The organism is Sphingobacterium sp. SRCM116780 (assembly GCF_021442025.1).
Classification (GTDB): Bacteria; Bacteroidota; Bacteroidia; order Sphingobacteriales; family Sphingobacteriaceae; genus Sphingobacterium.
The window spans coordinates 1,029,584-1,047,339 of record NZ_CP090446.1; the positions used below are offsets into that span (position 1 = coordinate 1,029,584).

Genomic DNA, 17,756 nt, shown 5'->3' on the forward strand with positions numbered 1-17,756 from the left:
AGTCTTAAAGAAAGTGTTTTTGATTAAGATCTGAAAATTTATGTTTCTTATCTACAAAAAAATCAATAATGATTGACTTTTTGTAGCCTCCAGTCTTATTTTCCACTGTCTGAAGAGTTTTTCTTTTTTTAGCGTTTTTGAAAAAATTCACGAAGAAAGATCGATGCGCTCGGCTTATCGCCCAAGCATCCTTGAACTTTTGATCAAAAAGAAATTTGATTAAAGCAAGGAGATCAAACCAAAAACGAATGAAAATGATACCAATTGCTTGACCCAATGGTAAGTTTTTTTGTAACATGAACAGATTGTTTCTGAAGTTCAAATAGGTTTTTTGAGGATTACTTGCATTTAATGTTCCTCCACCCACATGATAAACGGTTGAATCCGGACAATAACCAATACGGTATCCCATTCTTTTCAAGCGCCAGCAAAGATCAATTTCTTCCATATGAGCAAAAAAATCCTCATCTAGTCCCTGTGCTTCTTTCCATGCTTGACTTTTGATAAATAAAGCAGCTCCAGAAGCCCAAAAAATTTCTTTTTCATCATCATATTGCCCGAGATCATATTCCACTTTATCCAAAATACGTCCAGCGCAAAAAGGAAATCCATAGCGATCAATATAACCACCTGCAGCACCTGCATGTTCAAACTTTGCTTTATTATGAAAAGATAAGATTTTCGGTTGGGCAGCAACCAGATTCACATCTTGTTCTAGCATCGCAATGACAGGTTCAATCCAATTGGTTGTCACCTCCACATCAGAATTAAGCAAGATAAAATAATCTGCTTCAACACGAGCTAAAATATGATTGTAGCCACCTGCAAAACCATAGTTTTGCTCATTTTCTAACAAGGTTATTTTTGGGTAAGATGCCCGTACAAATGCTAATGAATCATCTGTAGACGCATTATCGCCGATTACAAATTCTATATTTGGATAGCTGCTGTTATATACAGAAGGTAAAAATTTTTCTAAGAAAAATTTCCCATTCCAGTTTAAAATAACGACTGCTACTTTAGGGTAATTTTTCATTTTCTACGTTTTCTTTTCCATCTTTTGTGAGACCATAACCAATATTCAGGCTGTTCACGGATGATTTTTTCCGTAAATGCATTATGAATATGCGTGATTTCTTTATCTGAATAAGAAGATGGGTCTTCAATTAATGTCGTAAATTTGCAAAAATAATGACCTCTTTTTTCCATACGACCAATATGTGCAAATACAACTGGACCTTTTGTCATTTTCGATATACGTTCAACACCAGTATAAACCAGTGTTTCTTGATTTAAGAACTTCATGAAATAATCTGCATCCGAATACATGGGTGTTTGATCAGCAACGAATACACTAACGCTAGCTTTACCTCTCAATTTTACCAAGTGTCTCAAAATTTGTTTCATCGGTACCATGATCGCTCCAAATCGAGATCGAACATCATTATATACCGTGTCTACTGTTTTATTATTAAGAGGCTTATACACGATAAAGGAGGGGTCTTCTGTGATCGACCCTAAACGATGGATGCCATATTCCCAATTGCAATAATGTGCGGTAACAGCGATAACAGTTTTATTTTGTCTGAGGTGTCTCGTTAATTCATCTTCATCCACTAAGATCATTCTTTTATTCACCTCAGCCTTGGTAATGCGCTTCAATTTTAAACATTCCACCACCAGGTCGGGGAAAAAACGATAAAACTTCTTTGCAATCATTACTATTTCCGTTTCATTTTTTTCAGGAAAAGAATTTCTTAAATTTTCAAAAACAACATTTTTGCGATATTGAATGATATAGTAGAGGATGTAGTATAAGCAATCGGAAATGAAATAGAGTAACCAAAAAGGCATCAAAGCGATTAGATATAAAAATGCTGACAATGCTTTTTGTTTCATGTATATTTTGTAACTATTGTAAATCTTAACTGCAAATATCCCTAATTTAAGTTATTTTTGTAGCAGATAAAGTAAAATTCAACGATTTTTATGTCAACTCATTTATTATTAACGACTTGTTACTTACCCCCAATCTCATATTTTCATTGCATTCAACAAAATCCATTGCCTATTTTGATTGAAAAGTATGATAATTTTCAAAAACAAACTTATCGTTCCCGAACACGTATTGCTTCCGCTAATGGCATTCAGGAGTTAATCGTTCCGATTCAACATAGTAAAAAAGAGCGTTCTCCCATGTCAGAAAAACGTATTTCTTATGAATTTGATTGGCAACGGTTACATTGGTTAAGCCTTCAAGCTGCCTATCGTAATTCAGCTTATTTCGAATATTATGAAGATGACTTTGCTCAATTTTATAATCAAAAGTTCAAATTTTTATTTGATTTTAATGTAGCGCAATTGGAACTTTTATTAAAATCATTAAAATTGAAGCGTGAACTGTCTTTTACAGATGAATATTTTAAAGAAGTACCAGATGTTTTAGACTTTAGAGATAAAATACATCCCAAAAAGGAGAGTCTTTTACTGAATCCTAAACCTTATTATCAAGTGTTTGAAGATAAAAATGGATTTTATCCAGACCTTAGTATTGTAGATTTGTTATTTAGCCAAGGACCACAGTCTAAAAATTATTTTTAAGGTTTTAACCCATTTGTAAAACTTTTAAAGCCTATTATTGTTTTTCAATAATAGGTTTCTTTTTTTATGAAAAAAATTTTCACAACTATTTTTTGTTTATTTCTATTTTGTTCGGTTTTTGCTCAGTCTGGGGTAGATACCTTGCACTATCGTAAGGTATATTATTTTGGAGGAACAGGGATGGGATTTCCAATGGGGAAAACCAAAACTGTTTTATCACCTAAGTTTTCAGGGAGTTTAGGTTTGGACATTTCCCTTAAAAATCCAAAATATTATGTATACCCAGCATTGTATACCTTATCTTTTGATTACAAGCAAAAGACACAAGATCCTCAATATGCTTATAAATTGGAGGATGCAAATGCTAATTTCTATATATTTTCATTAGCCGGAGGTATTCGTAAACAACTGAAAAGGTTGAATACCTATGCTTATGCAGGTCCAGGAATGGGATTGATGATGGAACCCCGGGCACATGTTGATGCTGCGACAAGCATCGTTAACATTAAAAATGAAAACAAATTATCCTTTTCAGGAAAACTTGGAATAGGGGCCGACTATCGATTTAATGGATTTTTTCTAGGTGTAGAAGTAGGCTATTTACACTCCTTTAATAAAATACAAGAAACACCAATCAATATCATGACCGTTATGGTTGGGCTTAAATCGGATATTACCAGGTTGGGGGATAAAGTTGTGAAGGTAATCGGTGTAGAAGGATCGATAAGTGGAAAAGAGCAAAAATAAATGCTCTTTTCCAACTAGAATTTAGTTGTGTATTTTTACAAAATCCTCTGTTTTATCGCGTTCTTTGTTGTCAATCTGATTGATGATAATTTTAAAAGCCTCGAGACGCGCATGTTTCTTATTATCGGTATCAATTTCAATCCAAGGAGACTTTTTTGTTCCCGTACTTTTAAACAGCTCTTGGATATATTTTGAGTAGACATCCCATTTTTCTTGTGCCTGTTGATCCAGCGATCCGATTTTCCATTGCTTGAGCACATCAGTTTTACGTTCTTCCAATCGATCTGCTTGCTCTTTTTTGGAAATCGTTAAGAATAGTTTGATTAAAATAACCCCATCGTTTATCAAAAGCTCTTCAACTTCATTTACTTGTTTTAAAAACAATTGATATTGTTCCTTCGTACAAAAATCAAAGACAGGTTCTACTACAGCACGGTTGTACCAACTTCTGTCGAAGAATACAATTTCACCAGCATTAGGTAACTGTTTAAAATACCGCTGAAAATACCATTGACCAAGTTCTTCCTCTGTTGGTTTAGGAAGGCTGACGACACGCAATTTTTTAGGATTTAAAAATTCAACTAATCTTTCGATAGCACCACCCTTGCCAGCAGCATCTCTTCCCTCAAAAATAATCAAGACACGCTTATTCTCTGCAATGACTTTATTTTGAATGGCTGTCAACTGGATTTGTAATTCATGCAGTTCCTTTTCATATTCATAAGTCTCTAAGAATTTTTTTTCTTTGATTATTTTTTTATCGATTAAATATTGAAAAACTTCCTTGTTGTCCAAAATGTTTATAAAATCTTCTAAATTGAAATCTGCCATCGTTGCTATTATTTAATAAATCACTCGTAATATCACCATAAATATACGTTAGCATTTTGTTGTTTTACATTTAAAATCAATTTTTTTAATAAAAATACCATAACGATACTAAAGTGTCACTTATTGCGTTTTATCTGTAAACAAAGCAAATATTACGACAATTTGTGATCAAATTGAAGGGTAATAGCGCGTTTATTTTCAAGAATATCCTTGAAAAAATAAAAAAAAATGATCGACACATAATATTTTAATAATTCGCTCGTTTTAATAACAAATACTTTTCATAAAATAGGTTAATATATGGCTAACGATTAGCTTGAGGTTCCCCACTTCAAGCTTTTCTATTTTTTATAGCCTTTGTATGTAAAGAACCTGTCAAATTTATCTCTTTATTGTTTTAATTCTCATTTAGCAAGTACTTTTGCCTCCAAATCAGAATATATGGAATCTATCAAAAACGTGAATAACCACATTGCATCGGAAAGAGCACAATTATTAGCACACCCACTGTATGCGGAAATAGAAACAATTCATGATCTGCAACTATTTATGCAAGGCCATATATATGCTGTTTGGGATTTTATGTCGTTATTAAAAGCGTTACAGCAGAAATTAACCTGTACCACTACACCTTGGTATCCTTCCAAACATCCCAATACCAGATATTTGATTAATGAAATTGTGGTCGCTGAGGAGTCGGATGATTATATTGATGGAAGAAAGTTAAGTCATTTTGAAATGTATGTGGATGCGTTGGAAGAGATCGGAGGGGATACCCAAGAAATCAAAAAATTTTTGGATGCCGTATATACAGGAACTGCTGTTTTATCTGTAATTGCTGATAGCATACTTCATCCAAATATAAAGGAATTCTTGACCTTTACATTTGATATTATTGAAAATGGAGAGCCTCATGAAATAGCTGCTGCTTTTACTTTTGGAAGAGAGGACTTGATTCCAGAGATGTTCTCTTCTATTTTGAAAGAGATTCAAACCAATTTTCCCGCCACTAATTTGGAAAAGCTGTTGTATTATTTTGAACGTCATATTGAATTGGATGGCGATGAACATGGACCATTGGCGATGAAGATGATCATGGAATTATGTGAAGAGGATCCATTAAAATGGAAAGAAGTAGCAGAAGTTTCAAAATTGGCTTTACAAAAACGGATTAAATTATGGGACGCTATAGCGGAGACTTTACAGAAAAATAATTTTATAAAAGTTTAACCATAGGCGTATTGTAATTTAACGGGAGGGTGATATATTTGTTTTTCAATATAGACTAGATTGTAAGGAAATATGTTTTTTCAATACCTGCAGATGCTTTGGAAATCTTTGATCAGAAAAAGTATACGTGTTTTTTTAACTGAAAATAAATATGAATTGCTCGACTCAAAGGCGGGCAATTTTTCTATGATTACCTATAACATAGCAGGTTTACCACAGGGAATCTCAGCCGCTAAAACGGAAAGGTCAACAAGTATAGAAGTGATTGGCGCACGGTTGAATGATTTTGATATCATCAATATTCAAGAAGATTTTAACTACAATAATCAATTATATCAGGGTGGGAATCAACATCATTATCGATCCATCAGCATGGGGCTGGCTATTTTTGGCGATGGGTTAGATACCCTATCCAAATATCCCCTTTCAAATTTTAGACGTATGAAGTGGTTAAATAGAACCGGTTCTGATCGTTTAACCCCAAAGGGATTTACGCATTGCTCTTTGCATTTGGCAAAAGGAGTTGAAATTGATCTGTATAATATCCATGCGAATTCACAGGATCATATCAGAGCCGCCAAAGCGAGAAGAGCTAATTTCAATCAACTGGCAACTTATATGCGTACACATTCCAGGGGTAAGGCCATTATTCTTGCAGGTGATTTTAATGCTCATTTCGATTATGTAGAAGATAATTTGCCAGATTTTATTCGAGAAACGCAACTGACGGATAGTTGGGTTTTCTTGCAGCATGATCAAGTCATCCCGAATATTGATCCTCGTTTTTTATGTTTAGATAGTATGGATATTGATAACGAATCCGAATCAATCGATAAAATTATGTTCAGAAGCAGCAAAGAGATTACATTAATTCCGAAGAACTATCAAGTCGAAAAAAAGAAATTTGTAGATGATCAAAAGATACCTTTATCAGATCATTGGCCTATTCGTGTCATTTTTGATTGGAAGTTAAACGATTCAAGTAAAGTTTGATATTTTTACAAGAAAAATTATGGCAAATGCAACTGGCTATTTAAAAAAACTGCGCATAGAAGCTAAAAAGAACTTAATCGAAGGAGAAGTTTTTCTACAGGAGAATGCCAAGAAGGATACTGTTGTCAGTCTACCATCAGGCTTACAATATGAAATTATAGCGGAGGGAACTGGCAAAAGACCAAAATTAACCAGTGTAGTTAAGTGTTTTTATCATGGAACCTTAATCAATGGAACTGTGTTTGATTCGACTGAAAAGCGGAAGAAACCTGTTTCATTTCCTGTAAATGAAGTAATAGCCGGCTGGACTGAAGCGTTGCAATTGATGCAGGAAGGAAGCAAATGGCGCTTATTTATACCTGCAACGCTCGGTTATGGTGAAATAGGTGTTTCGAAAGAAATCGGAGGAAATGCAACATTGATTTTCGAAGTTGAACTTGTTTCAGTACATTAAACTGAACAACAAGAGAGCTGATCTACTAGCCATGCGCATGTATTCACATGGTTATGCCGCTATGGAAAAGGAATAAAAAAGATAAAAATGAAATTGATATTTCATGATTATTGAGAATAAAAATATAGGTTTGTAGTATGAAGATATTACAGACTGTTTCTTTAGAAGATGTGCGCGTTTTTGCTCCAATTGGCTTTTATGAGGAAGAACAAATGTTGGGGAATGAATTTATCGTACAGATACAGGTCAGTTTTGATGCAGGTATTGATGATCATGAAAACTTGGAAAAAACGGTTAACTATGAGATCCTATACCAAATCATTCATCAAGTCATGAAACCTAAAAGGAAGCTATTGGAGTCAGCTGCACATGAGATATTACAAGCTGTACATAAGCAATTCTCTTTTGCAAAGCAGATTGATGTAGCAATAAAAAAACTGAACCCTCCATTTGGTGGAGATTTTGCACATTCTAAAGTTTCCGTCCAATATATCCTTTAGCAGGGCTTATTATACTTTCTATCTTACTTATTTATATCGATATTGCTTTTTTATGAGTTCTTCTGGTTGTTGACAAAACAGATAGATGATCAGCAGAAATACCCATTCTAGGGGTTTCATCAAAATATAGGTAACGGTCGATCTCATTCTAGTATTGATCTTTCTGGATAAATTATACCCATAACGATCATAATTTTTTCTGATAAAATGATGGAGTTTTGGGGTGCTCTTGTAGATAAGCTCCTCAAAAGCATTTGCGATCTGCAGTTGCCTATTGACGATAATGGTATGACCATATCGTGTTCCTAAATGAATGGGTTTAACAATTTTTGGGTCCCCTTTAGCCGCCACTGTACACAAATAATGACCCTGATGCTCAAGCGTGGGCGGATGCATTTTCTGTGAAAAGGTCCAAGTTGTGGTATCTGTAAAAACTTTAATCAGTGAATTGATATCTTGTCCAAATAAGATCAGAATAAGCGTGACTCCTATAAGTACAGGAAATAATAAGATGATTGCCCATATCGGTGCATCAAATTTTTTCGCTAAAAACTGGTTGCATGTGTTCAAAAAGCTATTTTTAAAGACACGATTTTTCGCTTCCGTATGTTCTTCGTTTATCACACATAGCAGTACATAGGTACCGATGATTAAAATAATAATGGGTGTAAAGATAAAGAAGCCTGTGCCATCGTTGTTTTTGTATAGATCAATAGATGCTGTTTGGTGTCCTAAGATCTGTATGAAAACAAACACGTTGACCATAAGTCCGATGATCAAAAATAGGATGGCTAAAACGAGTGTCAAAGGAGGAAGCCTCCTTCCTTTATTCCAAAGGGCAAATAAGGCGATATTAAGCGTGATGAAGTAAAAAATAAGCGTCATGATATGTTTCCCTCCAAAAGGGATATAACAACTGTCAACAGGATCTATCGCTGTTTGATAATCGTTGGAATGGAATAATAGACCCAATGCAAATGGAAATAAAGAGAGGACGTACAGACAACCCATTACGATCTCCATTGCTGAAACTGGCTTTCTGAATTTTTTCAAAAACTGTGTTGATAGCAGTACTATAATGATTAAACCTACAATCGCGATTAAAATAATTTCCATTGGTTATTTCAGCTGTGAAAATTGATGACAGTTTCTATCGTTTAAGTAATCGAAAAGGGTAGGTGACTAATGATTGACACATCAAAAAGTAGTTTCCTTCTTTCCTTCATTCATCAGGCTTTATTCTGTCACTGATGGGATTGGCATTGCCAGCTTATTTTATAGTTGCAGATGCATTGATAATTCCAGTCAGCACTTCCAGATCAATATCGGCCAATTTGTTGATATAAATACAACCAGCTCCTGTTTTATGTTTGCCCAATTTTAAAAGTGCCTCCGCATGTGGCTTTATTTGTCCTCCAAGATGTAAAGATAGATTGGCTTTACGAGGGGAGAACCCTATTCTAAACCAATCCACTTCTCGACCTGTAGCCTCGCTTTTATATCGGACATGACCAAAACCAATCATCGAAGCTCCCCACATTTCTGGTTGCTCTTTTGTTGCTTTTTTCATTAAATCCAAGATGATGAAACTATCTTTCCGTTTTTGCTCATCCGATAATGCCTCTATAAATTCTTCCACACTACTGGAGGTTGGTTTGGTTTTAATTTCGACTAATTTGCCCATGCGACACTTTGGTTATCATTCTTTTGTTAGCAACACATACTGACCGCTTTCCACTACGTTTTTCTAAGGTACAAAAGAAGATCAACTATTTTAAATAATTGACCGATGATTCTCCTTCAGATGTTTATTCGATAACAGCTACTTTATATTTCAGGTAGTGTGATAAATCCTGAGTAGCACAAAAATGGAGAAGCTCCATGCTTAAAAATTAAATCCATAACATGAGCCGAATAGAGCGATCTTGAATCGATGTACTCAGGTAGACTTATGGAATTTCATGTGGTCTAAGATTAATTTTTTATATTAATCTAATAGATTATATAAATATTGTATCTATATCATTATTAATGTGTAATCATAATATTATATGACTTTAAATATTTTCAAATCTCGGTAATTCCTACGATACAATATGAGTAAATGGCTATCTTTGGCAATCAAAAAAATGGAGCTGAATCATCATTCAGAAGTATTTTTCCATTAACAAATAATGGCTTAAACTCTATTTCCCCCCATCCGCTAGAAAATATATCGGTAGATAGCGAAAAAACTTTGAAAGGATACTATTTTGATGACTAATTGCCCTAAAAATCAAATTTTGTGTTCTTTTTTTCTAAATAAAAGGCCATTACGTCGATTGATATTGGCTAATAAGGTTAGCAAAGCGGTTACGAGGATATTTTTACTATTTGAAGCGAAACGTATCTGGTCCATTTCGAATAGACAGCGCTTGTTTTCTCATTATCAAATTCGTAATTATTTATATAATCAATTTATTCGTCAATATGTTATGATTTGTTATGTAAATAATTAATGTAAGTTATTTTTTCATTTAGATGGTCAGGTAGCCCCAAAATATGATGGCTTCGAGTGGATAAAATTGAGGAAAAGGAATAGATTTGAAGAAAAAATAAAGAAAAATAATACGATTTATTTATAGATTTGAAACTTAAATGATCAACTATTGAGCACGATCCTTATCATTGACGACGAAGAAAAGATTCGTACCCTCTTGGCTAGAATTATTAGCTTAGAAGGTTTTGACGTATTTCAGGCATCTGATCTTAAGAAAGGTCTGAAACGATTGGAAGAGCAGGACATTGATGTTGTTATTTGTGATGTCAAACTCCCCGATGGAAGTGGTGTGGAGATGACAAAAACAATTAAAGAAAAATACCCTTTGATTGAAATCATCCTGCTGACAGCTTATGGTAATATTCCCGATGGTGTACAAGCGATCAAAAATGGAGCTTTTGATTACATCACAAAAGGGGATGATAATAATAAGATTATTCCATTGGTGAACAATGCGACTGAAAAAGTTGCGTTGGCTAAAAGAGTACAACAACTGGAGAAACAACTTGGCAATCGCTATTCCTTTGATAAAATAATAGGCAAGTCAAAAGCGATCTGCAATGCTATTCATTTAGCACAACGTGTAGCCGTGACCGATACGACTGTTTTATTAACAGGAGAAACCGGAACTGGAAAGGAAGTATTTGCGCAAGCGATTCACCAGGCAAGTAACCGTCATAAGTTCAATTTTGTAGCGCTTAATTGTGCGGCTTTTAGTAAAGATTTATTGGAAAGTGAGCTGTTTGGACATAAAGCAGGAGCATTCACAGGCGCGATAAAAGATCAAAAAGGACTTTTCGAAGAAGCGAATAACGGTACTATTTTTTTAGATGAGATTGGAGAAATGCCAATCGAATTGCAGGCTAAAATCTTAAGAGTACTGGAAACAGGAGAGTTTTTGAAAATCGGCGAAACCAAACCAACACGTGTTCAGGTACGTGTTATTGCTGCAACAAATCGGGATTTAGAAGAAGAGGTGGCTAGCGATCATTTCCGCAGCGATTTATTCTATCGGCTCTCTGTATTTCATATCTACTTACCTGCTTTACGAGAACGCAAACAAGATATCCGCTTACTAGCAAGCTATTTCACACAGGTATTTTCGTTAAAGGCGAATAGGAAGGAATTACAACTTTCCGATGCCTACATTGCTGCGCTGGAAAACCATGACTGGAAAGGAAATATACGAGAACTTAAAAATTGTATAGAACGAAGTGTTATTTTATCCGATACCGATGTGTTGGACGTAGCCATGCTTCCATTTGGAAGAAACACGACTGAAGTCGGTCACAAAATACTATCTGCCTTCTCTATGGCAAGTGTAGAAAAATTCCATATTCAAAAAGTATTGCAGCATACCCATGGAAATAAAGCCGAGACAGCTCGACTATTGGAAATCGGAATTGCAACACTCTATCGAAAAATTGAAGAGTATAAATTAGCATAAAGATCCTTCTATTATGAGAATGAGCCTATCAAAATGATAGGCTTTTTTATTGGCCTTTGCTGCTGTTTTTGATGCAATGTGTTGATATCGAATGCACTAAATCTATGTGCGTCGTTTCGGAATAGATTTGGCATAACGCATTCCAAAATGTATATAATGTCAAATTCAATCGAAAAAAAACAACAAGACCTGATTTCATTTTTAAAATGGACAAGAATTTCTCAACACTTATCACAAGCGATTGTCGCTAAAGAGATCGCGGTAAGCATAATAGACAACCGTCAACTCCATTCTGAATTCAACTAACAAATAGATATGATGGCAATAATAGGAATAATAATAGGATTGATCAGCTTTGGACTGTTTTTCAAATCAATTGACTTTTTTGATAAAATCTAATATGAAAACAAAAATGATACGTACCATTCAGGAATGGATACCCGAAACGGCGAATTGGTTTTCGGATGAAGAACAGCTCGATACCAGTTTAATACATTATCGCATGTTACAAGAACTGGCACAACTGTATTTGCTAAAAATGCACATCGGAAATATAGAAGGCCTCACGAATGCTCAGGAAATCGCCAAAGTGGTGAATCTCCTCTATCAAACGGGCAATCAGTATACCCGTAATGCGATCGAAAATGAGTTTCTGACAAATCTATTACGCGATGAACGTCCGGGAAGTTTAAAAAAGCATATGGATATGCTACCCAAGGAATTGAGAGAGGAATACCTCAAAACAATATTAGAAAATTAAGATCAGATAACATGATAGCCTTATTTATAGTCGCATTAGCGGTATTTGCGTACATCGTATATGTGCTCCTGAAACCAGAGAAATTTTAATACGAACACTGCTGATTAAATAGATTTAAAATTTACATATGAACACAGAAATAATCGCGATTATCGTCGTTTTTTTAGGGACGATCGTGTTAGCTATTCCCTTTGGAAAATACATAGCAAAAGTTTTTGCTGGTGAAAGAACCTTTCTTGACCCAGTCTTCAATCCCATAGAAAGGTTGCTGTATAAGATCTCTGGTATCAATCCAACAACAGAGATGAACTGGAAACAGCAGCTAGCAGCCTTATTGACGATCAATATGATCTGGTTTCTATTGGGAATGGGGATTTTGATGACACAAGGACAGTTGCCGTTGAATCCAGATCACAATCCAAGTATGTCTGCAGACCTAGCCTTCAATACGGTTATATCTTTTGTGGTGAACTGTAACCTACAGCATTATTCTGGAGAAACAGGGCTCAGTTATTTGGGGCAATACTGGTTGATGTTTTTGCAGTTTGTCAGTGCTGGTACGGGTATGGCTGCAGCGGTCACTTTATTTAGTGCATTTAGAAATAAAACAGCAACAGATTTAGGTAATTTTTACAATTACTTTCTGAAATCATGTACCCGTATTCTTTTACCCTTATCGTTTATTGTAGCCATTATCCTTTGTTTTGAAGGTACACCCATGACATTCGAAGGAAAAGACACGATGGTTACGTTACAAGGTGATACCGTACACGTTTCGCGTGGTCCTGTCGCAGCTTTTGTTGCCATCAAACATATTGGTACTAATGGTGGCGGATTCTTTGGAACAAACTCGGCACATCCTTTTGAAAATCCAACTTATCTCAGCAATATGGTGGAGATGAGTGCGCAAATGATTATTCCTTTTGCAATGATTTTTGCATTCGGTTATTTTATCAGGCGAAAAAAACTATCCTGGATGATGTTTTCGGTGATGACCATTGGGTTCTTACTCTTAGCAATCCCCAATATCCACATGGAAATGAGCGGTAACCCTGCGATTACGCAGATGGGGGTCGATTCATCCTTAGGCGCTATGGAAGGAAAAGAAAGCCGTATAGGTGCTGCAAATTCTGGATTTTGGAGCATTGTCACCACAGTGATTTCAACAGGATCGGTGAATTCCATGCACGATAGTTCCATGCCACTATCGGGGATGAATGAACTGCTTGCTATGATGGTCAATAGTTTTTACGGAGGAGCAGGAGTCGGCATTTTAAACTTTTTTATTTTCATTATCCTGGCTGTATTTATCAGTGGATTGATGGTGGGACGTACTCCTGAGTTTTTAGGTAAAAAAATCGAAGCCAGAGAAATGAAGATCGCGATGATCATGGCCTTGATCCATCCCTTTTTGATCTTAGTAGGAGCAGGTTTAGCAACCGCATTCCCAGCATATGGAGCATCGACATTAAACAACCCTAGTTTTCATGGATTTAGTGAAATTTTATACGAGTATACTTCCTCTGCCGCCAATAATGGAAGTGGATTTGAAGGACTGGGAGACAATACCGTTTGGTGGAATATGAGTACAGGAATTGTGTTGATCTTATCTCGATTCTTGCCGATTATTGGCCCTGTAGCTATAGCAGGTTTATTGGCGGAGAAAAAATACATCCCAGAGGGAGAAGGTACTTTACAAACCGATACGGCAACTTTTGGTCTGATGGTATTTACGGTGATTGCGATTGTTGCAGCACTCTCTTTCTTCCCATCATTGACGTTGGGACCGATTGCGGAGTATTTTTCGATGCGCTAATGTAAAAGGAGAAGAAACAGAATCAAGTATTATGAATCTGGTTTTGACAAACCAAATTACTACCGATTAAATAAAAAAATAAAATGAATAATAATCAATCCTTATTTCAGAAAGATGTGTTACAAGAAGCTTGTAAACAATCTTTCGTGAAATTGAATCCCAAACTTATGTTTCGCAATCCCGTCATGTTTACGGTAGAAATCGGAACGTTTGTGATGTTGCTCGTGAGTCTTTGGACATTAACAGGAGGAACATCACAAGGAAATTTTGGCTATAACTTTATCTTATTCCTAGTGCTATTGCTCACCCTGTTATTTGCCAATTTTGCCGAAGCAATCGCCGAAGCAAGAGGAAAAGCGCAAGCGGATAGTTTACGGAAAACAAGAGAAGAAACTCCTGCACGATTAGAAAATGGAAAAACAATATCTTCTGCTCAATTGGTTAAAGGAGATATTTTTATCTGTGAGGCAGGAGATACAATTCCTTCCGATGGAGAAATCATATCAGGTTTAGCCACGATCGATGAGAGCGCGATAACAGGAGAGTCAGCACCCGTCATTCGTGAAGCAGGTGGTGACAAGAGTAGCGTAACAGGGGGAACCAAAGTTTTGTCTGATAAAATTTTGGTACAGGTAACCACCCAACCTGGAGAAAGTTTTTTAGATAAAATGATTGCTTTGGTAGAAGGAGCTAGCCGTCAAAAAACACCAAACGAGATTGCCTTAACAATCCTATTGGCTGGTTTTACATTGGTATTCATCATTGTAACGGTCACGTTAAAACCTTTTGCAGACTATGCACATGCTCCAATTACCATTGCAGCCTTTATATCGTTATTTATTTGTTTGATTCCAACGACGATAGGAGGTTTGTTATCTGCGATTGGTATTGCAGGAATGGATCGCGCATTGCGGGCAAATGTCATTACCAAAAGTGGTAAAGCAGTAGAAACAGCAGGAGATATCGATGTATTGCTGTTGGATAAAACAGGAACAATTACCATTGGTAATCGAAAAGCAACGCATTTTTATCCAGCGAATGGCATTGATGAAAAGCAGTTGATCAAAGCTGCCGTATTAAGTTCCATGAGTGATGAAACACCCGAAGGTAAATCCATTATTGAACTGGCAGCGATTAACCCATCATTGTATGCGGTTCAATCTCCCATTTTCATCAAGTTTACAGCAGAAACCAGAAGTTCAGGTGTTGATTATGACAATACCCGTATCCGAAAAGGAGCGACCGATGCCATTCGGGATATCGTAACAAAAGCTGGGCATCTATTTCCTGTGGAGATTGAAGAACAGGTGAAGACAATTTCACAAAATGGTGGTACACCATTGGTTGTTTCCGAAAATGAAATAGCCTTAGGTGTGATCGAGTTGCAAGACGTGATCAAACCAGGTATTCAAGAGCGATTTGAACGTTTACGCAGAATGGGTATCAAAACCGTGATGGTGACCGGTGATAACCCGTTGACAGCGAAATATATTGCTGAAAAAGCTGGAGTAGATGATTTTATCGCTGAAGCGAAACCAGAAGATAAGATGAACTACATCAAGAAAGAGCAAGCAGATGGACGTTTGGTTGCGATGATGGGTGACGGTACCAACGATGCACCTGCATTGGCACAAGCAGATGTGGGTGTTGCGATGAATAGTGGTACACAAGCGGCCAAGGAAGCTGGTAATATGGTGGATTTGGATAATGACCCTACGAAATTAATTGAAGTGGTGGAAATTGGAAAACAGCTATTGATGACCAGAGGTACACTCACAACGTTTAGTATAGCAAATGACGTAGCCAAATATTTTGCGATCATCCCCGCATTGTTTATCACGGCTATCCCCGCATTACAGGGCTTGAACATCATGCATTTACATAGCCCTGAAAGTGCTATTTTATCCGCTGTTATCTTCAATGCGATCATCATTCCATTTTTGATTCCATTGGCTTTGAAAGGGGTGGCTTATAAACCGATCGGTGCCAGTGCCTTGTTACGCAGAAACTTACTAATTTTTGGTTTAGGAGGTATATTGGTTCCTTTCGTGGGGATTAAAGCCATTGACCTGTTTGTTTCCTTATTTATATAAAATCAATACCATGAAAAAAGATATTTTAGCAGCAATCAAATTGACCCTTGTTTTGATCGTCTGTTTTGCTGTGATCTACCCATTTGCAGTCTGGATGATTGCAAAAACATCTCCCAATGGAGGAAAGGGAGAAATTGTTACCTTCAATGGGAAGACTTATTACAGTAACATTGGACAATCCTTTACCAAGGATGAGTATTTTTGGTCACGGCCTTCAGCCGTAAATTATAATGCCGCAGGTTCAGGAGCAAGCAATAAAGCACCTTCTAATGCGGACTATCTCGCAGCAGTACAAAATCGTGTTGATACTTTTTTAGTGCACAATCCACAGATTAAAAAAAGTGAAATCCCTGTCGATTTGATTACTGCAAGTGGGAGTGGTTTAGACCCTCATTTTTCTGTACAAGCCGCTCAAGTGCAAGTAAAACGAATCGCTAAAATTAGAAATATACCAGAATCAACTTTGCTGGAACTGATAAAAAATAAGACAGAAAAACCACTTTTTGGAATTTTTGGTCCAGAGAAAATTAATGTGTTGAAACTGAATATTGCATTGGATCAATTGGCTAAAAAATAGGGACGACCAACATGAAAAGACAAATGATCTTTTCTGTCTTATTAGGAAGTACGATCTACAACCTGCAAGCACAGGAAAAGTTGGAGAAGGAAAATCCGATCACGATCAGCGGATATGTTGAGATTTATGATCAATATGATTTTGCTAATCCCAAACAGAACAATCGTCCTGGATTTGTATATAGTCACCATCGCAATAATGAGGTGAATGTGAATCTGGGTCTTATTAAAGTGAATTATGAAACAGAAAGAATCAGGACAAATCTGGCATTGGGCGTAGGGACCTATGTGCAGGCAAATTATGCTGCAGAACCAGCAGCATTGAAAAATATATACGAAGCCAATGTAGGGGTGAAGCTTTCTGAAAAACATAATCTATGGATAGATGTCGGGGTGTTACCCTCCCATATTGGTTTTGAAAGTGCAATTAGTAAAGATTGTTATACCTTGACACGTAGTATAGGAGCTGATAATTCACCCTATTTTGAAACGGGTGCTAAGCTATCGTATACAACTGCTGATGGGAAATGGATGCTCAGTGGTTTACTTTTAAATGGTTGGCAACGGATCCAACGGGTTGATGGCAATAGCACTCCCGCATTTGGGCATCAGTTGACGTATAAACCAAATGAGAAGATAACGTTGAATAGCAGTTCTTTTGTCGGTAGTGATCAGGCGGATAGTGTGCGGAAAATGCGTTATTTTCATCATTTTTATGGACAGTTTCAACTCCATGATCAATTTGTTTTAATTACAGGATTAGATATTGGAGCACAGCAGAAAGAAAAAGGGAGCACAGCTTATTATACCTGGTTTACACCTGTATTGATTGCAAGCTACAAACCTTTTGATCGTTGGGGATGTGCACTCCGAGGAGAATATTATCAGGATAAAAATGGTGTGATGATCGCTACAGGGACAGCAGATGGGTTTCAAACATTTGGGTATTCTTTTACATTGGATTATCAGATTCTTTCAAATTTGATCTGGCGGACAGAATTGAAAAAACTACAGAGCAAAGACCCTATTTTTGTAGATCGAGAGGATGTGTTGCGTAAAGATAATGTGATCGGAATTACATCGCTATCGATCCGTTTTTAAGTTATTCTTATTTCAAACCTATTGGGGTGATTGCACTATAGGTTTGAAAATTTATAAACTGATCTGTT

General features: G+C 36.3%; 19 protein-coding genes. 14 read left to right on the top strand and 5 right to left on the bottom strand.

What is annotated here, in order from left to right:
• Positions 1-4 precede the first annotated feature (4 nt).
• Positions 5-1,036 carry a glycosyltransferase family 2 protein gene (locus LZQ00_RS04480; RefSeq protein ID WP_234512281.1) on the bottom strand — a complete coding sequence of 344 codons (1,032 nt, stop codon included), beginning with the start codon at positions 1,034-1,036 and terminating at the stop codon, positions 5-7.
• The gene (locus LZQ00_RS04485) at positions 1,033-1,899 is read right to left on the bottom strand and encodes a lysophospholipid acyltransferase family protein (protein ID WP_234512283.1); all 867 of its coding nucleotides are present in this window, start codon (positions 1,897-1,899) and stop codon (positions 1,033-1,035) included. Before LZQ00_RS04485 ends, LZQ00_RS04480 begins: the two co-directional genes overlap by 4 nt.
• A 90-nt stretch (positions 1,900-1,989) precedes the next feature.
• Between LZQ00_RS04485 and LZQ00_RS04490 the strand changes: the two genes are divergently transcribed.
• Both LZQ00_RS04490 and LZQ00_RS04495 read left to right on the top strand, forming a co-directional pair.
• On the top strand, positions 1,990-2,601 hold the full coding sequence (locus LZQ00_RS04490; RefSeq protein WP_234512285.1) for a WbqC family protein: 612 nt from the start codon (positions 1,990-1,992) through the stop codon (positions 2,599-2,601).
• A gap of 66 nt (positions 2,602-2,667) precedes the next feature.
• On the top strand, positions 2,668-3,348 hold the full coding sequence (locus tag LZQ00_RS04495) for a hypothetical protein (protein ID WP_234512287.1): 681 nt from the start codon (positions 2,668-2,670) through the stop codon (positions 3,346-3,348).
• A 21-nt stretch (positions 3,349-3,369) separates the two neighbouring features.
• On the opposite strand, the gene ppk2 is transcribed toward LZQ00_RS04495, so the two are convergent.
• On the bottom strand, positions 3,370-4,179 hold the full coding sequence (gene ppk2, locus LZQ00_RS04500) for a polyphosphate kinase 2 (protein WP_234512288.1): 810 nt from the start codon (positions 4,177-4,179) through the stop codon (positions 3,370-3,372).
• Between the two features lie 441 nt (positions 4,180-4,620).
• Between ppk2 and LZQ00_RS04505 the strand changes: the two genes are divergently transcribed.
• From LZQ00_RS04505 to folB, 4 genes are all read left to right on the top strand, one after another.
• Positions 4,621-5,409 (top strand): DUF3050 domain-containing protein, encoded by a 789-nt coding sequence (locus tag LZQ00_RS04505; protein ID WP_234512290.1) that lies wholly within the window; start codon positions 4,621-4,623, stop codon positions 5,407-5,409.
• A gap of 72 nt (positions 5,410-5,481) precedes the next feature.
• Positions 5,482-6,402 carry an endonuclease/exonuclease/phosphatase family protein gene (locus LZQ00_RS04510; RefSeq protein WP_234512291.1) on the top strand — a complete coding sequence of 307 codons (921 nt, stop codon included), beginning with the start codon at positions 5,482-5,484 and terminating at the stop codon, positions 6,400-6,402.
• 19 nt (positions 6,403-6,421) lie between these two features.
• Positions 6,422-6,856: an FKBP-type peptidyl-prolyl cis-trans isomerase gene (locus LZQ00_RS04515; RefSeq protein WP_234512293.1), complete on the top strand. Its 435-nt coding sequence runs from the start codon at positions 6,422-6,424 to the stop codon at positions 6,854-6,856.
• A 137-nt stretch (positions 6,857-6,993) separates the two neighbouring features.
• Positions 6,994-7,356: a dihydroneopterin aldolase gene (gene folB, locus LZQ00_RS04520; RefSeq protein ID WP_234512295.1), complete on the top strand. Its 363-nt coding sequence runs from the start codon at positions 6,994-6,996 to the stop codon at positions 7,354-7,356.
• 27 nt (positions 7,357-7,383) lie between these two features.
• On the opposite strand, the gene LZQ00_RS04525 is transcribed toward folB, so the two are convergent.
• Both LZQ00_RS04525 and LZQ00_RS04530 read right to left on the bottom strand, forming a co-directional pair.
• Entirely contained in the window at positions 7,384-8,472 is a 1,089-nt protein-coding gene (locus tag LZQ00_RS04525) for a DUF6688 family protein (protein ID WP_234512297.1), read from the bottom strand.
• Between the two features lie 154 nt (positions 8,473-8,626).
• The gene (locus LZQ00_RS04530; protein WP_234512299.1) at positions 8,627-9,040 is read right to left on the bottom strand and encodes a DUF1801 domain-containing protein; all 414 of its coding nucleotides are present in this window, start codon (positions 9,038-9,040) and stop codon (positions 8,627-8,629) included.
• Positions 9,041-10,004: 964 nt separating this feature from the next.
• Here LZQ00_RS04530 and LZQ00_RS04535 point away from each other — a divergent pair.
• From LZQ00_RS04535 to LZQ00_RS04570, 8 genes are all read left to right on the top strand, one after another.
• On the top strand, positions 10,005-11,342 hold the full coding sequence (locus tag LZQ00_RS04535; RefSeq protein WP_234512301.1) for a sigma-54-dependent transcriptional regulator: 1,338 nt from the start codon (positions 10,005-10,007) through the stop codon (positions 11,340-11,342).
• 156 nt (positions 11,343-11,498) lie between these two features.
• A complete protein-coding gene (locus tag LZQ00_RS04540) occupies positions 11,499-11,648 on the top strand; it encodes a hypothetical protein (protein ID WP_234512303.1) in 150 nt (49 codons plus the stop codon).
• A 94-nt stretch (positions 11,649-11,742) separates the two neighbouring features.
• Positions 11,743-12,102, top strand: coding sequence for a hypothetical protein (locus tag LZQ00_RS04545; RefSeq protein WP_234512305.1), 360 nt, complete (start codon positions 11,743-11,745; stop codon positions 12,100-12,102).
• Between the two features lie 11 nt (positions 12,103-12,113).
• Positions 12,114-12,191, top strand: coding sequence for a potassium-transporting ATPase subunit F (locus LZQ00_RS04550; protein WP_234514787.1), 78 nt, complete (start codon positions 12,114-12,116; stop codon positions 12,189-12,191).
• 38 nt (positions 12,192-12,229) lie between these two features.
• Positions 12,230-13,918, top strand: a complete 1,689-nt coding sequence (gene kdpA, locus LZQ00_RS04555; protein ID WP_234512307.1) for a potassium-transporting ATPase subunit KdpA — start codon at positions 12,230-12,232, stop codon at positions 13,916-13,918.
• Positions 13,919-14,001: 83 nt separating this feature from the next.
• Positions 14,002-16,011, top strand: coding sequence for a potassium-transporting ATPase subunit KdpB (kdpB, locus tag LZQ00_RS04560; protein ID WP_234512309.1), 2,010 nt, complete (start codon positions 14,002-14,004; stop codon positions 16,009-16,011).
• Positions 16,012-16,021: 10 nt separating this feature from the next.
• Complete coding sequence (locus tag LZQ00_RS04565; RefSeq protein WP_234512311.1) at positions 16,022-16,588, top strand: K(+)-transporting ATPase subunit C; 567 nt, start codon at positions 16,022-16,024, stop codon at positions 16,586-16,588.
• Positions 16,589-16,599: 11 nt separating this feature from the next.
• Positions 16,600-17,688 (top strand): porin, encoded by a 1,089-nt coding sequence (locus LZQ00_RS04570; RefSeq protein ID WP_234512313.1) that lies wholly within the window; start codon positions 16,600-16,602, stop codon positions 17,686-17,688.
• Positions 17,689-17,756 lie beyond the last annotated feature (68 nt).

What these genes read in the sequence shown, in the direction of transcription:
- LZQ00_RS04480 (WP_234512281.1), bottom strand. Translation starts at nt 1,036, where the DNA reads ATGAAAAATTACCCTAAAGTAGCAGTCGTTATTTTAAACTGGAATGGG.
- LZQ00_RS04485 (WP_234512283.1), bottom strand. Translation starts at nt 1,899, where the DNA reads ATGAAACAAAAAGCATTGTCAGCATTTTTATATCTAATCGCTTTGATG.
- LZQ00_RS04490 (WP_234512285.1), top strand. Translation starts at nt 1,990, where the DNA reads ATGTCAACTCATTTATTATTAACGACTTGTTACTTACCCCCAATCTCA.
- LZQ00_RS04495 (WP_234512287.1), top strand. Translation starts at nt 2,668, where the DNA reads ATGAAAAAAATTTTCACAACTATTTTTTGTTTATTTCTATTTTGTTCG.
- ppk2 (WP_234512288.1), bottom strand. Translation starts at nt 4,179, where the DNA reads ATGGCAGATTTCAATTTAGAAGATTTTATAAACATTTTGGACAACAAG.
- LZQ00_RS04505 (WP_234512290.1), top strand. Translation starts at nt 4,621, where the DNA reads ATGGAATCTATCAAAAACGTGAATAACCACATTGCATCGGAAAGAGCA.
- LZQ00_RS04510 (WP_234512291.1), top strand. Translation starts at nt 5,482, where the DNA reads ATGTTTTTTCAATACCTGCAGATGCTTTGGAAATCTTTGATCAGAAAA.
- LZQ00_RS04515 (WP_234512293.1), top strand. Translation starts at nt 6,422, where the DNA reads ATGGCAAATGCAACTGGCTATTTAAAAAAACTGCGCATAGAAGCTAAA.
- folB (WP_234512295.1), top strand. Translation starts at nt 6,994, where the DNA reads ATGAAGATATTACAGACTGTTTCTTTAGAAGATGTGCGCGTTTTTGCT.
- LZQ00_RS04525 (WP_234512297.1), bottom strand. Translation starts at nt 8,472, where the DNA reads ATGGAAATTATTTTAATCGCGATTGTAGGTTTAATCATTATAGTACTG.
- LZQ00_RS04530 (WP_234512299.1), bottom strand. Translation starts at nt 9,040, where the DNA reads ATGGGCAAATTAGTCGAAATTAAAACCAAACCAACCTCCAGTAGTGTG.
- LZQ00_RS04540 (WP_234512303.1), top strand. Translation starts at nt 11,499, where the DNA reads ATGTCAAATTCAATCGAAAAAAAACAACAAGACCTGATTTCATTTTTA.
- LZQ00_RS04545 (WP_234512305.1), top strand. Translation starts at nt 11,743, where the DNA reads ATGAAAACAAAAATGATACGTACCATTCAGGAATGGATACCCGAAACG.
- LZQ00_RS04550 (WP_234514787.1), top strand. Translation starts at nt 12,114, where the DNA reads ATGATAGCCTTATTTATAGTCGCATTAGCGGTATTTGCGTACATCGTA.
- kdpA (WP_234512307.1), top strand. Translation starts at nt 12,230, where the DNA reads ATGAACACAGAAATAATCGCGATTATCGTCGTTTTTTTAGGGACGATC.
- kdpB (WP_234512309.1), top strand. Translation starts at nt 14,002, where the DNA reads ATGAATAATAATCAATCCTTATTTCAGAAAGATGTGTTACAAGAAGCT.
- LZQ00_RS04565 (WP_234512311.1), top strand. Translation starts at nt 16,022, where the DNA reads ATGAAAAAAGATATTTTAGCAGCAATCAAATTGACCCTTGTTTTGATC.
- LZQ00_RS04570 (WP_234512313.1), top strand. Translation starts at nt 16,600, where the DNA reads ATGAAAAGACAAATGATCTTTTCTGTCTTATTAGGAAGTACGATCTAC.